Here is a 19153-nt window from a genome sequence, read left to right on the forward strand (position 1 = left end):
ACGGGTTTTATAGCGATGAGCGACAAGAAGACCAGCAACCAGATGTGGGGCGGACGATTTGCCTCGGGTCCGGCCGCGATCATGGAAGCCATCAACGCGTCGATCTCGTTCGACCGCAAGCTCTACGCACAGGACATCAGAGGCTCGATCGCCCATAGCCAGATGCTGGCGCAAACGGGCATTATTTCGGCGGCCGATCAAGAAAAAATCGCCGACGGGCTGAACACGATCCTGAAGGAGATCGAGGCCGGCAGCTTCGAGTTTTCGACGAAGCTGGAAGACATCCATATGAATGTAGAGGCCCGCCTCGCCGATCTGATCGGCCCGGCCGCCGGCCGCCTGCACACCGCCCGCTCGCGCAACGACCAGGTTGCGGTCGACCTCAGGCTCTGGGTCAAGGACGAATGCTTCCGCGTCGCGGAGGCGCTGAAAGGACTGATCAAGGCATTGCTCGAACGGGCCGAGGAACACGCGGCGACCGTAATGCCGGGCTTCACCCACATGCAGGCGGCGCAGCCCGTGACCTTCGGCCATCATTGCATGGCCTATGTCGAGATGTTTTCGCGCGACCTGTCGCGCGTGCGCGACGCCATCGAACGCATGGACGAGAGCCCACTGGGCGCGGCCGCGCTCGCCGGCACCAGTTTCCCGATCGACCGCCACCAGACGGCAAAAGCGCTCGGCTTCCGCGAGCCGATGCGCAATTCGCTCGACAGCGTTTCGGACCGTGATTTCGCGCTCGAGTTTCTCGGCATGGCGGCGATCTGCGCCACGCATCTGTCGCGGCTCGCCGAGGAGATCATCATCTGGTCGACGCCGCAGTTCGGCTTCATCAGGCTGTCGGACTCATTCTCCACCGGCTCCTCCATCATGCCGCAGAAGAAGAACCCCGACGCCGCCGAACTGGTGCGCGGCAAGACCGGCCGCGTCAACGGCCATCTTGTCGGCCTGCTGACGGTGATGAAGGGCATGCCTTTGACCTATGGCAAGGACATGCAGGAAGACAAGGAATCGGTGTTCGACGCCGCCGAGACGCTGGACCTGATGCTGGCCGCGACGACGGGCATGGTTTCCGACATGACCGTCAACCCGGCGGCCATGAAGAAGGCCGCCGGGTCCGGCCACGCCACGGCAACCGACCTCGCCGACTGGCTGGTGCGCACTTTGGGCCTGCCATTCCGCGAGGCCCATCACGTCACCGGTCGCGCGGTGGCGCTGGCCGAAGAGAAGAAGGTGAGCCTGGAGAAGCTTTCCCTGGAGGATCTGCGGTCGATCAATCCGGGCATCACGGCCGACATATTCTCGGTTCTGGCGGTGCAGAACTCGGTCAAGAGCCGGACCAGTTTCGGCGGCACCGCGCCGTCGGAGGTAAGAAAGCAGATCCGCTATTGGAAAAAGCGCATCGCAAAGGCCTGATATCGGCCGTTGCGACCGCAACAGCCCGCGCATTGCGGCAGCAACATCCCAGATGTTGCCAGTGGCAATATCCGGGGTGCAATACACCGAGAACTCGGCTAAAAGCGGCGGCTGGCAAATGTTTCGGACGGATGGATCGATGACCGGAAGCAGGATTTTGGTGACGCTGACGCTGCTGGCGGCAATGGCCGCCGTGACCGCCTGCGGCCGCAAAGCCGGTCTCGACACGCCTTACGAGGCGGCGGTCCAGGCCCGCAAGGATGCTGAAAAGGCCCACCAGCCTGTGCCGCCGGAGCCGGAAAAACCGGTCCAGGACAAGAAGTTCATCCTCGACCCTCTGATCTAGAGGCCAGGAGACCGGGTTCGTCTTTCCGAACCCGATCTCATTGCGCTCCAACTTTCCGGAACCACTACCGTGAACCATTTCGACTACCGCGACGGCGTGCTGCATGCCGAGGACGTGGCGATCCCTGATATCGCCGCCCAGGTCGGCACGCCCTTCTACTGCTATTCGACGGCGACGCTGACCAGGCACTATCGCGTTTTCGCCCAGGCCTTCGCCGGGCTGGACGCCTTGGTCTGTTATGCCATGAAGGCCAATTCCAACCAGGCGGTGCTGCGGACCCTGGCCAGGCTGGGCGCCGGCGCCGACGTGGTCTCGGAAGGCGAATTGCGCCGCGCGCTGGCCGCGGGCATTCCGGCCGGCAAGATCCTGTTCTCGGGCGTCGGCAAGACGGCGCGTGAAATGGACTTCGCGCTTCAAGCCGGCATCCTCTGCTTCAATGTCGAATCCGAGCCGGAGCTCGAGCTACTTTCCGCCCGCGCCACGGCGCTCCGCAAGGTGGCGCCGGTTTCGCTGCGCATCAACCCGGATGTCGATGCCAAGACCCACAGGAAGATCTCCACTGGGAAGGCCGAGAACAAGTTCGGCATACCGTGGCAGCGGGCGCGGCAGGTCTATGCCCGCGCGGCCGAGCTTCCCGGCATCAAGGTAACCGGCATCGATACCCATATCGGTAGCCAGATCACCGAACTTCAGCCCTTCGACGACGCCTTTGCCCTTCTGGTGGAGCTGGTCGGCGCGCTGCGCGCCGACGGCCACGCGATCGACCATGTCGACCTCGGCGGCGGCCTCGGCATTCCCTATCGCGTCGACAACAACCCGCCGCCTCTCCCAGATGCCTATGCCCAGATTGTCAGGAAGCACGTCACCAAGCTTGGGCTGAAGGTGATGTTCGAGCCGGGCCGGCTGATCGTCGGCAACGCCGGCATTCTGGTCTCCGAAGTGATTTTCGTGAAGGAAGGCGACGCCAAGAACTTCCTCGTCGTCGACGCCGCCATGAACGATCTGATCCGGCCGACGCTCTATGACGCCTTCCACGACATCAGGCCGGTCGTGCAACCGCCTGCCGACACGCCGCGCATGATGGTAGACGTCGTCGGCCAGGTCTGTGAGACCGGCGATTATCTCGGCCTCGACCGCGATCTGCCAAGACTGAAGGCCGGCGATCTCGTCGCCGTCTCCACCGCCGGCGCCTACGGCGCGGTGCAGGCCGGCACCTACAACACTCGCTTGCTGGTGCCAGAGGTGCTCGTCGACGGCGACCGGTTCCATGTCGTACGCCCGCGCTTGACCTATGACGACCTGCTCGGGCTGGATTCGGTTCCGGACTGGCTGAAATAGCCGCAAGGACTTCTCAGGGAGCAAACCGTGCCAGAAATCACCGTCACCCGCGAGCGCATTGCCGCGATGGAACCGCGCATCCGCCCCTACATCAGGCATACGCCGGTGCTGCGCGTCGATATGGCCGATTTCGACCGGCCGCCGCTAGCGGTCGACCTCAAGCTCGAATGCCTGCAGCATTCGGGCTCGTTCAAGGCGCGCGGCGCCTTCACCAACCTGCTGGAAAGGCCGGTTCCCCAGGCCGGCGTCGTCGCCGCGTCGGGCGGCAATCATGGCGCCGCCGTCGCCTATGCCGCCATGCGGCTTGGCCACAAGGCGACCATCTTCGTTCCCGAAGTGAGCCCGCAGGCCAAGCTGGACCGCATTCGCGGCTACGGCGCCGATCTGGTTGTCGGCGGTGCCCGCTATGCCGAGGCGCTGGCTGCCAGCGAAGCCTTCGCGCAAAAGACCGGCGCCTTGCAGATCCACGCCTTCAACCAGGAGGAGACGCTGGTCGGCCAAGGCACGCTCGGGCTCGAGATCGAAAGCGACCTGCCCGAGATCGACACGCTGCTGGTCGCTGTCGGCGGCGGCGGCCTGATCGGCGGCATCGCCGCCTGGTATGCGGGCCGCATTCGCATCGTCGCCATCGAGCCCGAGGGTGCGCCGACGCTGCATCGCGCGTTCGAGGCCGGCCATCCGGTAGACGCGCCGGCGGAAGGCGTCGCGGCCGATTCGCTGGCTCCCAAGCGTGTCGGCGAAATGATGTTCCCCATCGCCGAAGCTTTCGTCGAACGCTCCATCCTGGTCAGCGACGACGACATCGTCGCCGCGCAGAAGGCGCTGTGGAACCGTGTTCGGATCCTGTCCGAGCCGGGCGGTGCGGCCGCCTTCGCGGCTGTCCTGTCGGGTCGCTATACGCCCGCACCGGGTGAGCGGCTCGCGGTATTGGTGTGTGGCGCCAACGCCAACCCCGCCACTTTCTGAGCGCAACCATTTCGGCTGCCGTCACGTTTTTACCAACTGCCTCGCCTTTGCCGTGTTTGCTGGTAAACTTCGAGTCGTGAGGATCAGGCCGTTGAGCCCGATCCCAGGAAGGGCCGATGACGCAACGACCCATCTTCAGTAACGATCGCGGCCTTGCCGGACGCCTGGCTTTGAGCCGCCTGGCGACACGGGTCTCGATGATCGCCGAGCGCGGCTGGCCGCTGTTGCTGCCGCTCATCGTGGTCGCCTGCCTGTTTTTGAGCGCCTCCTGGTTCGGCATCTTCTCCCGGCTGCCGGATGTCGTGCGCATCGGCCTTGTCTCCGCATTCGGTCTGGCCGGGCTGGCGGCGCTCTATCCGCTGCGTTTCTTCCGCATGCCCGCCGTGGCCGAGGTCGATCGCCGCATCGAGGCCGCCAACAACCTGCTGCACAGCCCCGTTCTGGTGCAGGCCGACCAGCCAAGCGGCCGCGAAAGCAGCTTCTCGCAAGCGCTGTGGCGCGAGCATCAGAAGCGCATGGCGGCAAGGCTCGACAGCCTCGGCGCCGACCTGCCGCGCACGCACGTGCCGGAGCGCGATCCCTGGGGGCTCCGCGCGATCGCTCCCCTCATGCTCGTCACCGCCTTCGCCTTCTCCTTCGGGCCGGCGGGCGGCAGGATAGAAGACGGCTTCAGCGCCCGCAGCGCGCATGACGTCGTGCCGCCGCGCATCGATGCATGGGTGACCCCGCCCGCCTATACCGGCAAACCGCCGGTCTTCCTCACCGCCGACGCCAACCAGGCGACGCCGACCTTTCATGTTCCCGAAGGCAGCGATGTCTCGTTGCGGGTGACCGGGGGCTCGGGCGAGGAAACGCTCGCCTATGCGGACAAGGATGGCAACGAGCGTGCCATCGACCCCGCCGCGCCACAGGCCGCCGCGACAGCCAAGCCCGCTGCCGCGCCCGCCACACCGTCGAGAGTGCGGCAGTTCACCAGCAAGCTGACCGGCGACGGTACGCTGACGCTGAAATCGGGAGAAGAGAACCTTGGCCGCTGGGCATTCGCGGTCATTCCGGACAAGCCGCCGCAGATCCGCTTCGTCGGCGAGCCCAAGCGCGCCGCCAACGGCGCCTTTGAGCTCAACTATCAGATCGAGGATGACTATGGCGCCGCCAGCGCCAAGGCCGTTTTCGCATTGGCCGATCCGCAGGCGCCGGGCGCACATCCACTCTACGGCCCGCCCGACATGCCGCTGACGCTGCCGCGCCGTGGAGGCAAGTCGAATGCCGCCAAGACCACGAAGGATCTGACCGAGCATGTCTGGGCCGGCAGCAGCATCAAGCTGACGCTGGTCGCCACCGACGATGCGGGACACACGGCCTCGAGCGAGACCAAGACGCTTGTCATGCCCGAGCGGCCGTTTGCCAACCCGCTGGCCCGCGCGGTGATCGAGCAGCGCCGCCTTCTGGCGCTCGACGCCAATGCCAAGCCGCGCGTGCTCGACCTGATGGACGCCATCACGCTGCGGCCCGAAGACACGTTCGACAACATGTCCCACTACCTCGCCATCGTGAGCGCGCAGAGCCGGCTGAAGCTGGCGCACGACGACGATCAGCTGCGCAGCGAGGTGGCCTATCTCTGGGAAATCGCGCTCGGCATCGAGGAGGGCAACCTCTCCGCCGCCGAAAGGCGGCTGCGCCAGGCACAGCAGGCGCTGCAGGACGCCATCAAGAACGGCGCCAGCGACCAGGAAATCGAAAAGGCGATGAAGGAACTGCGCGAGGCGATGAACCAGTTCCTGCAGGAATTCGCCGAACGCGCCAAGCAGAACCCGAACGCGCCGCAGATGCAGCAGAACGGCCAGGAGCTGCGCCAGAGCGACATCGACCGCATGATGGACCAGATCGAGAACCTGGCCAAATCGGGCGACCGCGACAAGGCGCAGCAATTGCTGTCGCAGCTGCAGGACATGATGAACAACCTCCAGGCCGGGCGTCAGCAGCAGGGCGGCGAGCAGGATAGCCAGATGCGCCAGCAGATGGACAAGCTCGGCGAGATCCTGCGGCGCCAGCAGGAGATGATGAACGACACTTTCCGCATGGACCAGATGCGGCGCGGCGAGCAGCAGCGTGGGCAGAACCGCGACGAACAGCTCGGCCAAGGCGGTCAGGAGCAGGACCAGCAAGGTGGCGGCCAGGGCGACCCGCAGGCCGGCCAGAAGCCGATGACGCCGCAGGAATTCGCCGATGCGCTGAAACAGCTGCAGGAAGGCCAGGGCCAGCTGAAAAGCGATCTCGAACAGCTGAAGAAGAGCCTCGAAGGCATGGGCATGGAGCCCAATGAAGGCTTCGGCGAGGCCGGCAAGTCCATGGGCAGCGCCGAGCAGGCGCTCGGCGAAGGCCAGGGCGACGAGGCCGTCGGCCACCAGGGTCGGGCGCTGGAGGCACTGCGCAAGGGCGCCAAGGACATGATGAAGCAGATGCAGGCCATGCAGGGCGACCAGGGTGGCAGCCAGGAAGGCGGCCGCCAGCAGAATGCCGACCGCGATCCGCTCGGCCGCCCACGCGCCAGCCAGGGCCCCGACTTCGGCGATTCGGTGAAGGTGCCCGACGAGATCGACGTGCAGCGCGCCCGCCAGATCCTGGAAGCGATCCGCAAGCGGCTCGGCAACGCGCTCAGCCCGGATATAGAGCGCAGCTATCTGGAGCGGCTGCTGGAGCTGAAATAGGATCGCTTCCCTCGCGCGAAGCGCTCTCCAACGGTAACAAGACCATGCCGAAGATTGGTACTGTCACGCCCATCCTGCGCATCTTCGATGTTGCCAAGGCGCATGAATTCTACCTCGGCTTTCTCGGTTTCAAGGTTCAGTTCGAACACCGCTTCGAGGACGGCACACCGCTTTACACAGGCGTCTATCGCGACGGCTGTGTCCTGCATCTGAGCGAACATCATGGCGACGGTGCGCCGGGCGCTCACGTCCGGATCGAGACGGCGGACATTGCCGGGCTTCATCACGAGTTGATCGAAAGAAAGTACCGCTTTGCCAGGCCGGGCCTGGAAGAGACGCCCTGGAAGACGAAAGAGGTCACAGTCAACGATCCGTTCGGCAACCGCCTGACCTTTTATGAGGATGTGAAAGCAATTCCAGGAAAAGTCTGAACGGTTTTCCCGGGAAAAGCGCGTAGCGCTTTCCCTTGGGAACTGCGTCGGAACGAAACTCTGACCCTACCGGTTGATGAACGCCTCGCGGATCGCCTCCTGCATGCCGTCGATCGCCTCGCCTGACGCATTCGGGTTGCGGTGCATGACCACATTGGAGGCGTCGATGTCGCCGAAGCCGTCGGCGGCGGTCAGTTCGCGGCAGTCCGCTGGAATGTTGCTGCGCGAGATCGGCGCGATCGCCAGGCCGGATGTGACGGCGAGTTTCAGGCCGCCGGTCGTGTCGCTGGAATAGGCGACACGATAGGCAAGCCCGCGTTGCTCCAGCGACTTGATGGCGAAGTCCTTGCACCAGCTGACACGGTTGTAGAGCGCGATGGGCACGGGGCGCTCCTCGTGCGTGTTGTGCTGTGCCGACGTCACCCAGACTGTCGGGTCGTGCATCAGCACTTCGCCGCCGGAAGGGTCCTGCCACTCGAACACGACGCAAAGATCGAGTTCGCCGGCGGCGAGCGCGGCGATCTGCGCCTCCGAATGCGCGTAGCGGACGGTGACCTCGACCTTGGTGTGGCGCTTGGAGAACGCGCCCAGCGCGCGCGACAGGATGGCGTGGCCGTATTCCTCCGGAATGCCGATGCGCACCGGTCCGCCGAGCGGCGCCGCCACCATCGACGCCGCCGTCTCATCGAGCAGCGAGACGATGCGGCGGGCGTTGACGATCAGCTCGCCGCCCCGCCGCGTCAGCGCGACACCGCGCGAGCCGCGTTCGAACAGGCTGTCGCCCACCAGGCTTTCGAGCTTCTTCATCTGCATCGATACGGCCGACTGGGTGCGGCCGGCCAGTTCCGCCGCCCTGGTGAAATTGCCGGCCTCGGCAATGGCGACGAAGGTGCGCAGAAGATCGCTGTCGAGGGTCGGGCGCATGAAATCCGCCATAAGAAATTTTGATTACTGATATCATTCCAATTCGTTTGCAACATGTCAAACGCCGGATGATAGTCATCTCACCCATTGGATATGCGGCTGCCGAATCGGCCGCGGACCAATCAAGAGTCCTCACTCATACCCGCTGCCCGAAACGGTGGCGGGTTCTTTTTACCCTGTGAACGCTTCCGATTCGTGCAGGAGCCCTGACGCAGATGCAGAACCAGATCGTGCGCGGCATATTGAGCCTGTGCCTGGGCGTGCTGGTGTTTTCGCTTCAGGATCCGCTCGTCAAGGCCGTGTCGGGCGGCTATCCCGTGACCGAGGTCATGGCCATCCGCGCGATCGTCGCTCTGCCGATCCTCATCGTCCTTGTTCATGCCGATGTCGGGCTGCGGGCGATCCTGTCGAAGCGCTTCGGCATGCTGACGACGCGCGCCTTCATCCAGTTTACCTCCTACACCGTCTACTACCTGGCCATCGCCGCCCTGCCGCTGGCAGACGCGGTGGCGCTCTATTTCATGGCGCCGCTCTGCATCATGGCGCTGGCCGGCCCGTATCTGGGCGAACGCGTCTCCTGGCAGACGCTGGCAACGGTGCTGCTCGGCCTGCTTGGCGTGCTGGTGATGGTGCGCCCCGGCGCCGGCCTGTTCGAATGGGCGGCCCTTTTGTCGCTGGGCTCGGCCGTGCTTTATGGCTTCTCGCAGCTGATGGCGCGCAAGATCGGCGACACTGAATCCTCCACCGTGATGGCTTTCTACCAGAACGGCGCCTATCTCGTCGGCGCGCTCGTGGTTGCCGGCACCTTCCATCTGGCCGGCATAACCCACGCCGTCCATCCGAGCCTGGAATTTCTCGTCCGGCCGTGGATATGGCCGACGCTGCCGGATTTCCTGAAAATGGCAGCCTGCGGTTTCGTGGCCTCCGCCGGCATGATCCTTTTGTCGCAGGGCTACCGGTTGGCGCCTGCCAACCGCGTCGCCACCTTCGAATACACGGGCATACTCTGGTCGCCGCTGTGGGGGCTCCTGTTCTTCGCCGAAGTGCCGCGCCCGACGACCGTGATCGGTGCGGCCCTGATCATCGGCGCCGGCCTGCTGGCGCTCAATGTGGGGCGCAGAAAAGCCGTGGCGCCCGTGCTCGCCACGACAGGCGACACGGCATGAGGCAAGGTCAGCCGGACAGGATTTCGATGAAGCGCTGGATGACCGGCCGCGTCGGCGAGTTCGACTTGTCCAGTTCGAGAAACTTCTTGTAGGCGGCGATGGCTTCGGGCTTGCGGTCGGTGTCGCGATAGCTGTCGCCGAGAGCGCTATAGATGTCGGCCTTATCAGGCGCGAGTTTCACCGCCGTTTCCAGTGCCGCGAGCGCTTCCTTCTGCTTTCCCAGCGCCTGCAGGCAACGCCCATATTCCAGCCAGTAGCCGGCATTGCCGGGTTCAAGCGTCCTGGCGCGATCATAACGCTCGGCGGCCTGGTCCCATTTGTGCAGCAATGCGAGCAGATTGGCGTCCTCGGCCTGTGCCTGGGCGCTCTGAGGCGAATAGTCGGCCGCATCGCGGAAAACCTTCTCCGCCTCGTCGTAATTGCCGTCGCCGAGATACATCGACGCCAGATAGGCAAACGCCACGAGATAGCCGGGTTCGAGTTCCAGCGAACGGCGCAGCAGGCTAACACCTTGCTCCTTGCGCCCGCGATCGAGTTCGATCTTGCCGGCCTTGGCGTAGTAACGCGGGTTTTCCGGGTCGAGATCGGCCGCCTGCACCAGGTACTTTATCGCCTCGTCCGGCTGCTTGCGCGCCATCGCTATGTCGGACAGCCCTTCGACGGCAAGTGCATTGCCGGCGTCGCGGCTGTGAACCTCGTTGAACTCGGCCTGTCCCCCGTCGAGATCGCCGGCGACGCGCAGCACATTCCCCAGATTGAGCCGTGCAGGCACAAAGCCGGCGTCGAGCGCGATCGCGGCGCGAAAATCCTCGGTTGCCGCCGGCAGGTCATTGGCGTTGTAACGGATCAGACCAACGAGATTATAGGCCCACTTCGCATCCTTGTGGTGCGAGCGGATCAGCCGCCGCGCCAGCGTGGTTGCCCGCAAAGGCTCCTTCTCGGCATCGGCCGCGATGGCGATGAACGGGTCGAGCGTGGCCATGATGCTGGTGGCCGCGTCGGCGAAGTACTGCCGCTCGGGTTCGTCGCCGATCGCCGGCATGTCGATGATCTCGACCGTGTCGCGCACGACCCTCAGCCGCAACCGCAGGCCCGAGCGCGCACAGGCCGCGTCTGAGCAGACGAATTCCCCGGAAATGCGTGTCTCATAGGCGTTGAACAGACGGCGCACATGGAAGATCAGCGATTCGATCGAGAAGCCGGAATCGGGAAACGAAAACTCGACCCGGCGCGACTGCGGAATGGCGGAGATACTCGCCTTGCTGGTCTTGGCCTTGGCTGTCACGTCCTGGAGCCCGTCCCAGACGCGGCTTGCCGCGACATCGGCGGTCAGCCCTTCCTTGCTCAGCGCCTCCGGCACGGCTATCGGCTCGATAACCACTTCGTCACGGCGGAACTGACTGACCAGAACCGGAAAGACGATGATCACCGCGACCAGGAACAGCGCGTTGAGGAAGATGCTGCGAACCGTGGTCGACCAGCTGTCGAAGCCGGCAAGCGAGAACCGGTCACGCATCCGCCGCGGTTGCTCCCCTGATGCCGCAACTTCGGTCGCCGCGATTTTTCCTCCGGTTGCCGGTTCAACCTTGCGACGCTGACGCGCCATTCCGCCCACCCCAACTGCCCCGACGGCATATTAGGGGATGCGAAGATAGATTGTCACCTGGTTGTTCTTTGTCACCTGGTCGTTCTAGGCGAAGCAGGCGATCGCTTTTTCGACCCGGGCGCGGATTTCGGCGAGCGTGAACGGCTTCTGCACGACATCGAGGATGATGCCGTCCAGCTCCTCGGCGCGCTCGCGCTGGTCGGCGTAGCCGGTCATCAGCATGATCTTCATCGCCGGGAAAAGGGCGGCCGCCGCGACCGCCATCTCGATGCCATCCATCTCCGGCATGCGGATGTCGGAGACGACGAGATCGTAGCCGCCCTGCGCGGCGCGGATCAGCGCCAGGCCCTGAGCACCGTCCGCGGCGATATCGATTGCGTGGCCGGCGCGTTCGAGCGCGCGGGCTGCAAGGGTGCGGACGGACTCATCGTCCTCGACGATCAGAAGCTTTGCCATGGCAGGCATATTTGGCGGCCAAAAGTTGACTTTTCCTGAAGGCCAGGGCGACCCGGCAGGGCAAATTTTCTGTCGGCCGTTAAGGTCTTTTTCAACGCTTGCGTGTCGCGCCGCGGGTCTCAGACATCGCCTTTGACGACACCCACGAATGGCAGTTCGCGGAAGGCGTGGGCCACGTCCATGCCGTAGCCGACGACGAAGTAATCCGGGCAGTCGAAGCCGACATAGTCGGCGTTGAGCGCGGTCTGGCGGCGCATCCGCTTGTCGAGCAGCACGGCGATGGAACAGCTTCTGGCGCCGCGCGACAGCATGAGGTCGCGGGTGAAGGTCAGCGTCTTGCCCGATTCGAGAATGTCGTCGATCAGAAGCACGTCGCGGCCGGCGACCTCATTGTCGATGTCGCGCAGCACCCTCACCTCGCCGCTGGTGGTGCCGGAGCCGTAGCTGGAAATGAAGATGAATTCGACCTCGGGCGACAGGCCGACATCATGCATGGCGCGGATGAGATCGGCCGCGAAGATGAACGAGCCTTTCAGCACCGAGATCACCAGGAGGTCGTGATAGTCGTGTTCGGCGATCTCCTTGGCGAGTTCCAGATTGCGGCGTGCGATGGCCGACGCCGAAAACAGGACTTCGATGTCCTTGCCGCGTACGATGGGCATTGATTGTCTTCCCCGGTGGTGGTCGCCTATTCGGCGAAAGTGACCGAAACAGCCTTGACCCCGTTTCTAGGCACCTCGAGCCGGCTGGCAAAGCCGAATCTTTCCCCCGACGCCAGCGAACGGCCGGATGTCCCCAACGTATAGCGGGTCAGGCGGCCGTCATTGCCGGTAACCCGGATTTCGAGCGGCGGCAGCGGCGCAGGTTTCGCCCCGTCATTGGCGGCCTCGCCGTCGACGAACAGCACGGGATTGGGACCAGAAGTATCGACGCGTGAGGTCACGTCCGAAATGGTCAGCGCGGCTGCTGGCGCGCTGGCCGGCAAGGATGCGTGACGCATCAGCGCATGCCCGCCTGAAACCCAGAAGGCGGCAAGGGCGGCGCCAACGCCGGCGACCCAGAAGATCGGGCCGCCGCGCGAGGCGGGCGGGCGCTCCGCCGGTGCCTCCGGCTTGCGCAGCATGTCCATGCCCTCCAGGGCCGGCGTGGCGATGACGCGCTGTGGGGATGGCACCGCTTCGACGATCGGGGCACGCCGCGGCGTGACCACATAGTCGGCATCGATGATATCGGCCGCCGGACCGCGCAAGATACGGTCCGCCACGGTGATTGCCGGCGGATCGGTCATGATTTCGCCGGAAACCGGGCGCGCGGTTCGCTCGTCAGCCATCATGGCCCTGCTATTGCACCTGTTCGCTTTTCGTTTCTTTTGCGTAAACATAAATGGTTAACGCTTCCACACCGGAGCCCGTGTGACACGCCGAAAGAGCCCAGCTATTAACCGCCGGTTAACCATGCGCGCCGATGGTCGTTTCTCACCAACGGCCGGTTCGCCACCGCCAGGAATTTCAGGTCGTCGAAATTGATTCGCTTCGAAAATGTCGGCCTCCGCTATGGCATGGGTCCGGAAATCCTCCGCGACATTTCCCTGCACATCCCGGAGCGCTCCTTCCAGTTCCTGAGCGGACCCTCGGGCGCCGGCAAGACGACGCTGCTGCGCCTATTGTTCATGTCGCTGAAGCCGACGCGCGGATTGATCACCATCTTCGGCAAGGACCGCTCGCGCATCTCGCGCACCGAGTTGCCGCATCTGCGCAGGCGCATCGGCGTGGTCTTTCAGGACTTTCGCCTGCTCGATCACATGACCACCTACGAGAACGTCGCCTTGCCCTTGCGTGTGCGCGGGCGCGAGGAGGCGAGCTACCGCACCGACGTGACCGAGCTGTTGAAATGGGTGGGATTGGGCGAGCGCATGCATGTGCTGCCGCCGGTCCTGTCGGGCGGCGAAAAGCAGCGCGCCGCCATCGCCCGCGCCCTCATCGAGCAGCCGGAAATCCTGCTGGCCGACGAACCGACCGGCAATGTCGACCCGCCGCTGGCGCGGCGCCTGCTCAGGCTCTTCATCGAGCTCAATCGTCTCGGCACCGCGGTGGTTATCGCGACCCACGATCTCGGCCTCATGGAACAGGTCGACGCGCGCCGCATGATCCTGGCCGGTGGAAGGCTGGACATCTATGACTGATCTGTCGGCCGAACATTTCGAGGACGAGGACGCGGAGGCCGCGCCGACGAGGCAGCGCGCCCAGCGGCGGATGGCGCCCATCGTGCCGGCGCAGAACATCGCCGGCCGGGCGCTGGTGCTGGTCATCGCCATCATGACCTTCCTGTCCTGCCTGACATTCGGCGCGGTCACGCTGGTGCGCGACACCGCCTCGGTCTGGGAGAACCAGATCTCGCGCGAGGCGACGATCCAGATCAAGCCGGTCGACGGCCTCGACATGGAAGCGGCGTTGACCCAGGCTTCGCGGATCGCCGGCGAATTCCCCGGCGTGAAGTCGACCCGCATCATCGACCGCGAGGCGACCGCCAGGCTTCTGGAGCCATGGCTGGGTTCCGGCCTCAACATCGACGACCTGCCGGTGCCGCGGCTGATCATCGTCACCATCGACGAGAACAGCCCGCCCGACTTCGCCGCCATGCGGGCGGCGATCACGCCGAAGCTGCCGAGCGCCTCGCTCGACGATCACCGCACCTGGGTCGACAGGCTGGTGGCCATGGCCCGCACCACGGTGACCATAGGTGTTGCCGTGCTGGCGCTGATGCTGTCGGCGACCGTCCTGACCGTCGTGTTCGCGACCCGGGGCGCCATGGCGGGCAACGGCCATATCATCGAGGTGCTGCATTTCGTCGGCGCCGAGGCGCGCTTCATCGCCCGCGAATTCCGCCGCCATTTCCTGGTGACCGGCATGAAGGGCGCGGCCGCCGGCGGCGCGGCGGCCGTATTGGTTTTCATCGTCTTTTCCTGGTGGTCGTCGCGCAACATGGCGACGCCCCAGGCCGATCAGGCAACCGCGTTGTTCGGCAATTTCGCCATCGGCTCGGCGGGCTATCTCGGCGTGGTTCTCATGGTGCTGGTCATCGGCGCGCTGACCGCCGCGACCTCGCACGCCACCGTTGTCGCCTATCTCAGCGACATCGACGTTCGCCAGCCCGATGCGTAAGGCGACCGGCCCATGAGATCGCGCGATCACGGATGGAGAATTGGCGTAACGCAAAGTGCGTCTTCAACCTACCAAAGACCGCATTTCAGAGTTAACCATATGCCGATGGACGCGCGGGATTCGACCGGGACGGCTGGACAGCTGCCAGTGGTGGTTGCCCGTTCGCGTGACCATAGCAAGCCTGGCCGTCTCAGAGCCATTCTGCGCATCTCGGCCTTTTGCCTCATCCTGCTCGCCACGATGTTCGCCGGCGGCTTCGGCTGGTTCGCCAACGAGGTTGGCCATATGACAACGCCGGCCAATCCGGCCAAGGCCGACGCCATCATCGTCCTGACCGGCGGCCAGTCCCGCCTCGATGCCGCGATGGATCTTCTGGCGTCCGGAAAGGGCGAACGGCTCCTGATCAGCGGCGTGCATCCCTCCGCCAGCCGTCGCCAGCTTCAGGCCGCGACCGGTGGCGACATCAGGCTTTTTTCCTGCTGTGTCGATATCGACCGCGCGGCCCTGGACACGATCGGCAATGCCGAGGAAAGCGCCAAATGGGTCGAGAGCCATGCCTATGGCACGGTCATCCTCGTCACCAACAACTACCACATGCCGCGCAGCCTGCTGGAAATGGGCCGGCTGCTGCACAAGGCCAAGCTGGAGCCCTATCCGGTGGTCAACGCCAATCTCGACAATGGCAACTGGTTGACCAAGCCGCAGGCGCTGCGGGTGCTGTTCACCGAATACACCAAATATCTTCTGGCGCTGGCGCGCGGCATCGTGCCGGTAAGGCCGACACCCGACGGTATCGCGCTGGCCGAAACCGCCACCGGCGGCTGAGCCGCCATCATTGACTGGCCGCAGCGCCTAGTTCTGCTTTCAACCGCGCGATTTCCTGTTCAAGCCCCTGAATGCGCCTGTCGCGCTCGCCAAGCGCGGCCGCCACGTCGGCGGCCTCGAAGCGCTGCGGTATGTGCTGCGGGCAGTTGGCGTCCCAGGCCGAGACAGTGAACAGGATGACCTGCTCGGGGCGGGCCCTGTAGTCCTGCGGCATCAGACTTGCGGTCAGTTCTGCATCGCCTTCGACCACGCGGGCGGTGCCCCAGATCTTGATGCGCTGGCGCATCATATAGTCGATCAGGAACAGGAATGCCCGGGGATTGTCGGCCAGATTGCCCTGTGTGATGAACTGCCTGTTGCCTGAAAAGTCCGCGAAGCCGATCGTCTTCTCGTCGAGCACCTTGAGGAAGCCGGCCGGCCCGCCGCGATGCTGGATGTAGGGCTGGCCCTCACCATTGGCCGTCGACAGAAAAATGCTGGTCTGCATCCCGATGAAGGCGGCGAGGTCCGGTGTGATCACGGCTTGCCAGCCGCCACGCTCCTCGACCCGGGCGTAGGACTGGCGCGAGCCCTTGCGCGACTGGATCGCCTTGACGGTCGGCGTGAAGGCGACATCGCTGGTAAAGGCATGCGCGTTCATCGAAAGCCTCCTTGCAAGGCGGCGGGCGCCAAATCAGAGTCAGAGCCCGAGCGCGGAAAGGGACGGATGGTCGTCCGGACGGCGTCCGAGCGGCCAGTGATATTTGCGGTCGGCCTGCGCTATCGGCAGATCGTTGATGCTGGCGATGCGCAGCCGCATCAGACCATGCTCGTCGAACTCCCAGTTCTCGTTGCCATAGCTGCGGAACCACGAGCCGGAATCGTCGTGCCATTCATAGGCGAAGCGCACGGCAATCCGGTTGCCATGGAAGGCCCACACCTCCTTGATCAGCCGGTAGTCGAGTTCACGCGCCCATTTGCGCGCCAGGAAAGCCTGGATGGCCTCGCGCCCCTGCAGGAACTCGGCGCGGTTGCGCCAGCGGCTGTCGGCCGTATAGGCAAGCGCCACCCGCGCCGGATCGCGGGAGTTCCACGCATCCTCGGCCATGCGCGCCTTCTGCGCGGCGGTCTCGGCGGTGAAGGGCGGAAGCGGTGGACGGCTTTCAGACATGCAACTTTCTCCTGCTCAAGGCCGCCTGTGCCCACGCGGCTAATATGGAGCCTTCCATCATTGAGATGTAGCTGGCATATCTGTAACCTACCCTTCCATTTTCCGGAAGAAATATGGATCGTCTGGAAGCCATGTCCCTGTTCATCGGCGCTGTGGAAGCCGGCAGCCTTTCCGCCGCCGCGCGCCAGCTGGGCATTCCGCTGGCCACCGTCAGCCGCAAGATCTCGGAGCTGGAGCGGCATCTCAACACACGCTTGCTGACCCGTTCGACGCGGCGGTTGACCCTGACCGATGCCGGGCATGCCTATCTTGCCGCCTGCCGGCGCATCCTCAATGATGTGCGCGAGGCCGAGCGTGCCGCCGCGGGCGAATACAGCACCCCGACCGGCGAACTGGTCATCACGGCGCCCGTCGTCTTCGGCCGGCTGCACGTGCTGCCGGTCGTGACCGCTTTCCTCGCCGCCTATCCCGACGTCGACATCCGCCTGTCACTGGCCGATCGCATATCCCAACTCGCCGAGGATCATATCGACCTTGCGGTGCGGATCGGCTCGCTCCCCGATTCCAGCCTCGTCGCCATCCGCGTCGGCGCAATCAGGCGGGTGGTTTGCGCCAGCCCCGCCTATCTCGCCCGGCATGGCACGCCGCAAACCCCCGAAGATCTCGCAGCGCACAGCTGCATCACCTTCGAGGGTTCGGGCGCGCTCTCGGCATGGAGTTTCCGCAAGGGCCAGGGCGAGGCAACGCTTCAGGTCCGCTCCCGGCTCCAGGTCAACACCGCCGAGGCGGCGATCGATGCCGCGATATCAGGCGTTGGGCCGACAAGGGTGCTTTCCTACCAGATCGAGGCAGCGCTGCGATCCGGCGCGCTTGGCATCCTCCTGCAGTCCTTCGAACCGGAACCCTGGCCGGTTAGCCTGGTGCATGCAGGCCAGGGGCTGCTGCCCGTCAAGCTGCGCGCCTTTCTCGATTTCGCGGCTCCGAGGTTGAAGGAGCGGCTGGCACGGTTAGAGTAGCGAACCGGCGCCTGCGGGCCGAGGGCTTTTGATGTGCTCGAGGGCACCTCGGCCATTTCCTTTTTGCCCTTGCTTGGTGTAACCAACGCACACCTCCTCACCGGACCTCCCCCATGCTCTATGTCAGGTCGCTGGCGTTCAACTTCGTCTTCTACGTCAATCTGATCGTCCAGATGATCCTCTGGACGCCCTACTATTTCCTGTCGCCACGCCACCGCGCCTGGTTCGTGCCGAAATTCTGGTCGCGCACCTCGATGTGGCTGTACGACAAGATCGCCGGCACCAGCAACGAGATATCAGGCCTGGAAAACCTGCCCGAAGGCTCCTTCATCCTGGCGCCCAAGCATCAGTCGTTCTGGGACGCGATCGCCTTCTTCCCCTTTCTCAAGGACCCGCTCTACATCCTGAAGCGGGAGCTGACCTGGATCCCGTTCTTCGGCTGGTACATCATGAAGATGCGCATGATCCCGGTCGACCGTGGCAGCCGCTCCAAGGCGCTGAAGGCGGTCGTCGCCGCGACCCGTGAAGAGATGGCGCGCAATCCGCGCCAGCTGATCATCTATCCCGAAGGCACGCGCCGGGCGCCGGGCGACGAGCCGGCCTACAAATACGGCATCGTCGAGATCTATTCGCAGCTCGGCGTCCCGGTCGTGCCCGTCGCCCATGTCGCGGGCCTCTATTGGCCGCGCCGCAAGTTCCTGCGCTATCCAGGCACCATCAAGGCGCGCTTCCTGCCGCCGATCCCGCCTGGCCTGGGCAAGGACGAGTTCATGGCGCGGCTGATCGGCGATACGGAAGCGGCCTGCGACCAGTTCCTGATAGAAGCCTCGCAGGCGCCCAATCCGCCGGCCCTGCCGCCGACGGCCGTGAAACGGTTGCGCGAGCTCGCAGCCAAGACCTGAACCGCAAGAGCCGGGTGATTTCAGACCGAAAACCACTTCACACTTTTCGGCAACAGGCTCCAGCCATGCAATCAGCCGAACGCGGCCAGTGCGGTGGTCAGGACCAGCGTTGCGGCGAAAGCCAGATTGATGACGCGCGAGGCCAGCGGCCTGCGCAGGAACCGCGCGAACGCCGCGCCCGCGAGCAGCCAAGCGGCATGGATCACCACGATCATCGCGGCAAGGGCCGCCAGTTTCAGCCACAGGCCAAGTCCGGCGCCCTCCTGGCCTGAAGAGGCGCCGGCAAAAACCGCGGCGATGGCGACATAGGCCTTCGGGTTGGCGACGGCCAGCAGGAACCCGGCCAGCCAGGTCGGGCGCGAAGCCTCGCTGTCGCGCGCCGCCAATGGCGGCGCCGTCGCGATCCTGTAGGCGAGATAGAGGATGTAGGCACCCGACGCGACCGCCAGCACCGGCGCCAGTCTCGGCACCGAGGCAAGCAGCGCCACGATGCCGGTTGCCACGACCAGCAGCACCGCGATCGTGCCCAGCACGATACCCCAGGCATATCGCAGCGAATCGCGCAGGCCGAACGCCGCGCCAACCGCGGTGACGCTTATCGTTGCCGGCCCCGGGCTGCCCATGACCACGGTGGCGGCGAGCAGCAGCGCAAGCAGCTGGCGCCACAAATCCGGCTGCGAAAGAAGCGGCTCGGCCATTTCCTATCCTTTGTCCTGCGGCATCCGTTGGAAACCGTAGGACA

The 19153-nt window shown here is 64.8% G+C and carries 20 protein-coding genes; 12 read left to right on the top strand and 8 right to left on the bottom strand.

Annotated elements, in window-relative coordinates; genetic code table 11:
- The first annotated feature begins 15 nt into the window (after window positions 1-15).
- From argH to FFS37_RS09150, 6 genes are all read left to right on the top strand, one after another.
- Window positions 16-1416, top strand: coding sequence for an argininosuccinate lyase (argH, locus tag FFS37_RS09125; RefSeq protein WP_137930620.1), 1401 nt, complete (start codon window positions 16-18; stop codon window positions 1414-1416).
- A 139-nt stretch (window positions 1417-1555) separates the two neighbouring features.
- Entirely contained in the window at window positions 1556-1762 is a 207-nt protein-coding gene (locus FFS37_RS09130; protein WP_137930621.1) for a hypothetical protein, read from the top strand.
- Window positions 1763-1831: 69 nt separating this feature from the next.
- Complete coding sequence (gene lysA, locus FFS37_RS09135) at window positions 1832-3100, top strand: diaminopimelate decarboxylase (RefSeq protein WP_137930622.1); 1269 nt, start codon at window positions 1832-1834, stop codon at window positions 3098-3100.
- Between the two features lie 27 nt (window positions 3101-3127).
- Window positions 3128-4066: a threonine/serine dehydratase gene (locus FFS37_RS09140; protein ID WP_137930623.1), complete on the top strand. Its 939-nt coding sequence runs from the start codon at window positions 3128-3130 to the stop codon at window positions 4064-4066.
- A gap of 116 nt (window positions 4067-4182) precedes the next feature.
- Window positions 4183-6774, top strand: coding sequence for a TIGR02302 family protein (locus FFS37_RS09145; RefSeq protein ID WP_137930624.1), 2592 nt, complete (start codon window positions 4183-4185; stop codon window positions 6772-6774).
- 44 nt (window positions 6775-6818) lie between these two features.
- A complete protein-coding gene (locus FFS37_RS09150; protein ID WP_137930625.1) occupies window positions 6819-7205 on the top strand; it encodes a glyoxalase superfamily protein in 387 nt (128 codons plus the stop codon).
- Between the two features lie 66 nt (window positions 7206-7271).
- On the opposite strand, the gene FFS37_RS09155 is transcribed toward FFS37_RS09150, so the two are convergent.
- Window positions 7272-8129, bottom strand: coding sequence for a LysR substrate-binding domain-containing protein (locus FFS37_RS09155; protein ID WP_137930626.1), 858 nt, complete (start codon window positions 8127-8129; stop codon window positions 7272-7274).
- A 215-nt stretch (window positions 8130-8344) separates the two neighbouring features.
- On the opposite strand from FFS37_RS09155, the gene FFS37_RS09160 reads away from it, so the two are divergent.
- On the top strand, window positions 8345-9295 hold the full coding sequence (locus FFS37_RS09160) for a DMT family transporter (RefSeq protein ID WP_137930627.1): 951 nt from the start codon (window positions 8345-8347) through the stop codon (window positions 9293-9295).
- 7 nt (window positions 9296-9302) lie between these two features.
- Here FFS37_RS09160 and FFS37_RS09165 read toward each other — a convergent pair whose 3' ends face one another.
- The 4 genes from FFS37_RS09165 to FFS37_RS09180 all read right to left on the bottom strand — a co-directional run bounded on the left by FFS37_RS09165 (window position 9303) and on the right by FFS37_RS09180 (window position 12690).
- A complete protein-coding gene (locus tag FFS37_RS09165; RefSeq protein WP_137930628.1) occupies window positions 9303-10811 on the bottom strand; it encodes a tetratricopeptide repeat protein in 1509 nt (502 codons plus the stop codon).
- Between the two features lie 174 nt (window positions 10812-10985).
- The gene (locus FFS37_RS09170; RefSeq protein WP_171026223.1) at window positions 10986-11357 is read right to left on the bottom strand and encodes a response regulator; all 372 of its coding nucleotides are present in this window, start codon (window positions 11355-11357) and stop codon (window positions 10986-10988) included.
- 119 nt (window positions 11358-11476) lie between these two features.
- A complete protein-coding gene (hpt, locus tag FFS37_RS09175; protein WP_137930630.1) occupies window positions 11477-12019 on the bottom strand; it encodes a hypoxanthine phosphoribosyltransferase in 543 nt (180 codons plus the stop codon).
- A gap of 26 nt (window positions 12020-12045) precedes the next feature.
- On the bottom strand, window positions 12046-12690 hold the full coding sequence (locus FFS37_RS09180) for a hypothetical protein (protein ID WP_137930631.1): 645 nt from the start codon (window positions 12688-12690) through the stop codon (window positions 12046-12048).
- A gap of 189 nt (window positions 12691-12879) precedes the next feature.
- Between FFS37_RS09180 and ftsE the strand changes: the two genes are divergently transcribed.
- The 3 genes from ftsE to FFS37_RS09195 all read left to right on the top strand — a co-directional run bounded on the left by ftsE (window position 12880) and on the right by FFS37_RS09195 (window position 15343).
- On the top strand, window positions 12880-13539 hold the full coding sequence (gene ftsE / locus FFS37_RS09185) for a cell division ATP-binding protein FtsE (protein WP_010911739.1): 660 nt from the start codon (window positions 12880-12882) through the stop codon (window positions 13537-13539).
- Window positions 13532-14518, top strand: a complete 987-nt coding sequence (locus tag FFS37_RS09190; protein ID WP_137930632.1) for a cell division protein FtsX — start codon at window positions 13532-13534, stop codon at window positions 14516-14518. Before ftsE ends, FFS37_RS09190 begins: the two co-directional genes overlap by 8 nt.
- A gap of 99 nt (window positions 14519-14617) precedes the next feature.
- Window positions 14618-15343, top strand: a complete 726-nt coding sequence (locus FFS37_RS09195) for a YdcF family protein (protein ID WP_137930633.1) — start codon at window positions 14618-14620, stop codon at window positions 15341-15343.
- Window positions 15344-15350: 7 nt separating this feature from the next.
- On the opposite strand, the gene FFS37_RS09200 is transcribed toward FFS37_RS09195, so the two are convergent.
- Entirely contained in the window at window positions 15351-15983 is a 633-nt protein-coding gene (locus FFS37_RS09200; RefSeq protein ID WP_137930634.1) for a pyridoxamine 5'-phosphate oxidase family protein, read from the bottom strand.
- A gap of 39 nt (window positions 15984-16022) precedes the next feature.
- On the bottom strand, window positions 16023-16493 hold the full coding sequence (locus tag FFS37_RS09205; protein WP_137930635.1) for a nuclear transport factor 2 family protein: 471 nt from the start codon (window positions 16491-16493) through the stop codon (window positions 16023-16025).
- Window positions 16494-16606: 113 nt separating this feature from the next.
- On the opposite strand from FFS37_RS09205, the gene FFS37_RS09210 reads away from it, so the two are divergent.
- Window positions 16607-17509, top strand: coding sequence for a LysR family transcriptional regulator (locus tag FFS37_RS09210; protein ID WP_137930636.1), 903 nt, complete (start codon window positions 16607-16609; stop codon window positions 17507-17509).
- Between the two features lie 113 nt (window positions 17510-17622).
- Entirely contained in the window at window positions 17623-18411 is a 789-nt protein-coding gene (locus tag FFS37_RS09215) for a lysophospholipid acyltransferase family protein (RefSeq protein WP_137930637.1), read from the top strand.
- Between the two features lie 71 nt (window positions 18412-18482).
- Here the strand turns inward: FFS37_RS09215 and FFS37_RS09220 are convergent, their stop codons facing one another.
- Window positions 18483-19109, bottom strand: a complete 627-nt coding sequence (locus FFS37_RS09220; RefSeq protein WP_137930638.1) for a LysE family translocator — start codon at window positions 19107-19109, stop codon at window positions 18483-18485.
- Window positions 19110-19153: the final 44 nt, after the last annotated feature.

It is taken from the genome of Mesorhizobium comanense, from assembly GCF_005503535.1.
Taxonomy (GTDB): Bacteria; Pseudomonadota; Alphaproteobacteria; order Rhizobiales; family Rhizobiaceae; genus Mesorhizobium; species Mesorhizobium comanense.

Excerpts from the sequence above, each read along its gene's own strand:
- argH (WP_137930620.1), top strand. The coding sequence starts at position 16 with ATGAGCGACAAGAAGACCAGCAACCAGATGTGGGGCGGACGATTTGCC.
- FFS37_RS09130 (WP_137930621.1), top strand. The coding sequence starts at position 1,556 with ATGACCGGAAGCAGGATTTTGGTGACGCTGACGCTGCTGGCGGCAATG.
- FFS37_RS09145 (WP_137930624.1), top strand. The coding sequence starts at position 4,183 with ATGACGCAACGACCCATCTTCAGTAACGATCGCGGCCTTGCCGGACGC.
- FFS37_RS09150 (WP_137930625.1), top strand. The coding sequence starts at position 6,819 with ATGCCGAAGATTGGTACTGTCACGCCCATCCTGCGCATCTTCGATGTT.
- FFS37_RS09155 (WP_137930626.1), bottom strand. The coding sequence starts at position 8,129 with ATGCGCCCGACCCTCGACAGCGATCTTCTGCGCACCTTCGTCGCCATT.
- FFS37_RS09160 (WP_137930627.1), top strand. The coding sequence starts at position 8,345 with ATGCAGAACCAGATCGTGCGCGGCATATTGAGCCTGTGCCTGGGCGTG.
- FFS37_RS09165 (WP_137930628.1), bottom strand. The coding sequence starts at position 10,811 with ATGCGTGACCGGTTCTCGCTTGCCGGCTTCGACAGCTGGTCGACCACG.
- FFS37_RS09170 (WP_171026223.1), bottom strand. The coding sequence starts at position 11,357 with ATGGCAAAGCTTCTGATCGTCGAGGACGATGAGTCCGTCCGCACCCTT.
- hpt (WP_137930630.1), bottom strand. The coding sequence starts at position 12,019 with ATGCCCATCGTACGCGGCAAGGACATCGAAGTCCTGTTTTCGGCGTCG.
- FFS37_RS09180 (WP_137930631.1), bottom strand. The coding sequence starts at position 12,690 with ATGATGGCTGACGAGCGAACCGCGCGCCCGGTTTCCGGCGAAATCATG.
- FFS37_RS09190 (WP_137930632.1), top strand. The coding sequence starts at position 13,532 with ATGACTGATCTGTCGGCCGAACATTTCGAGGACGAGGACGCGGAGGCC.
- FFS37_RS09195 (WP_137930633.1), top strand. The coding sequence starts at position 14,618 with ATGCCGATGGACGCGCGGGATTCGACCGGGACGGCTGGACAGCTGCCA.
- FFS37_RS09200 (WP_137930634.1), bottom strand. The coding sequence starts at position 15,983 with ATGAACGCGCATGCCTTTACCAGCGATGTCGCCTTCACGCCGACCGTC.
- FFS37_RS09205 (WP_137930635.1), bottom strand. The coding sequence starts at position 16,493 with ATGTCTGAAAGCCGTCCACCGCTTCCGCCCTTCACCGCCGAGACCGCC.
- FFS37_RS09210 (WP_137930636.1), top strand. The coding sequence starts at position 16,607 with ATGGATCGTCTGGAAGCCATGTCCCTGTTCATCGGCGCTGTGGAAGCC.
- FFS37_RS09215 (WP_137930637.1), top strand. The coding sequence starts at position 17,623 with ATGCTCTATGTCAGGTCGCTGGCGTTCAACTTCGTCTTCTACGTCAAT.
- FFS37_RS09220 (WP_137930638.1), bottom strand. The coding sequence starts at position 19,109 with ATGGCCGAGCCGCTTCTTTCGCAGCCGGATTTGTGGCGCCAGCTGCTT.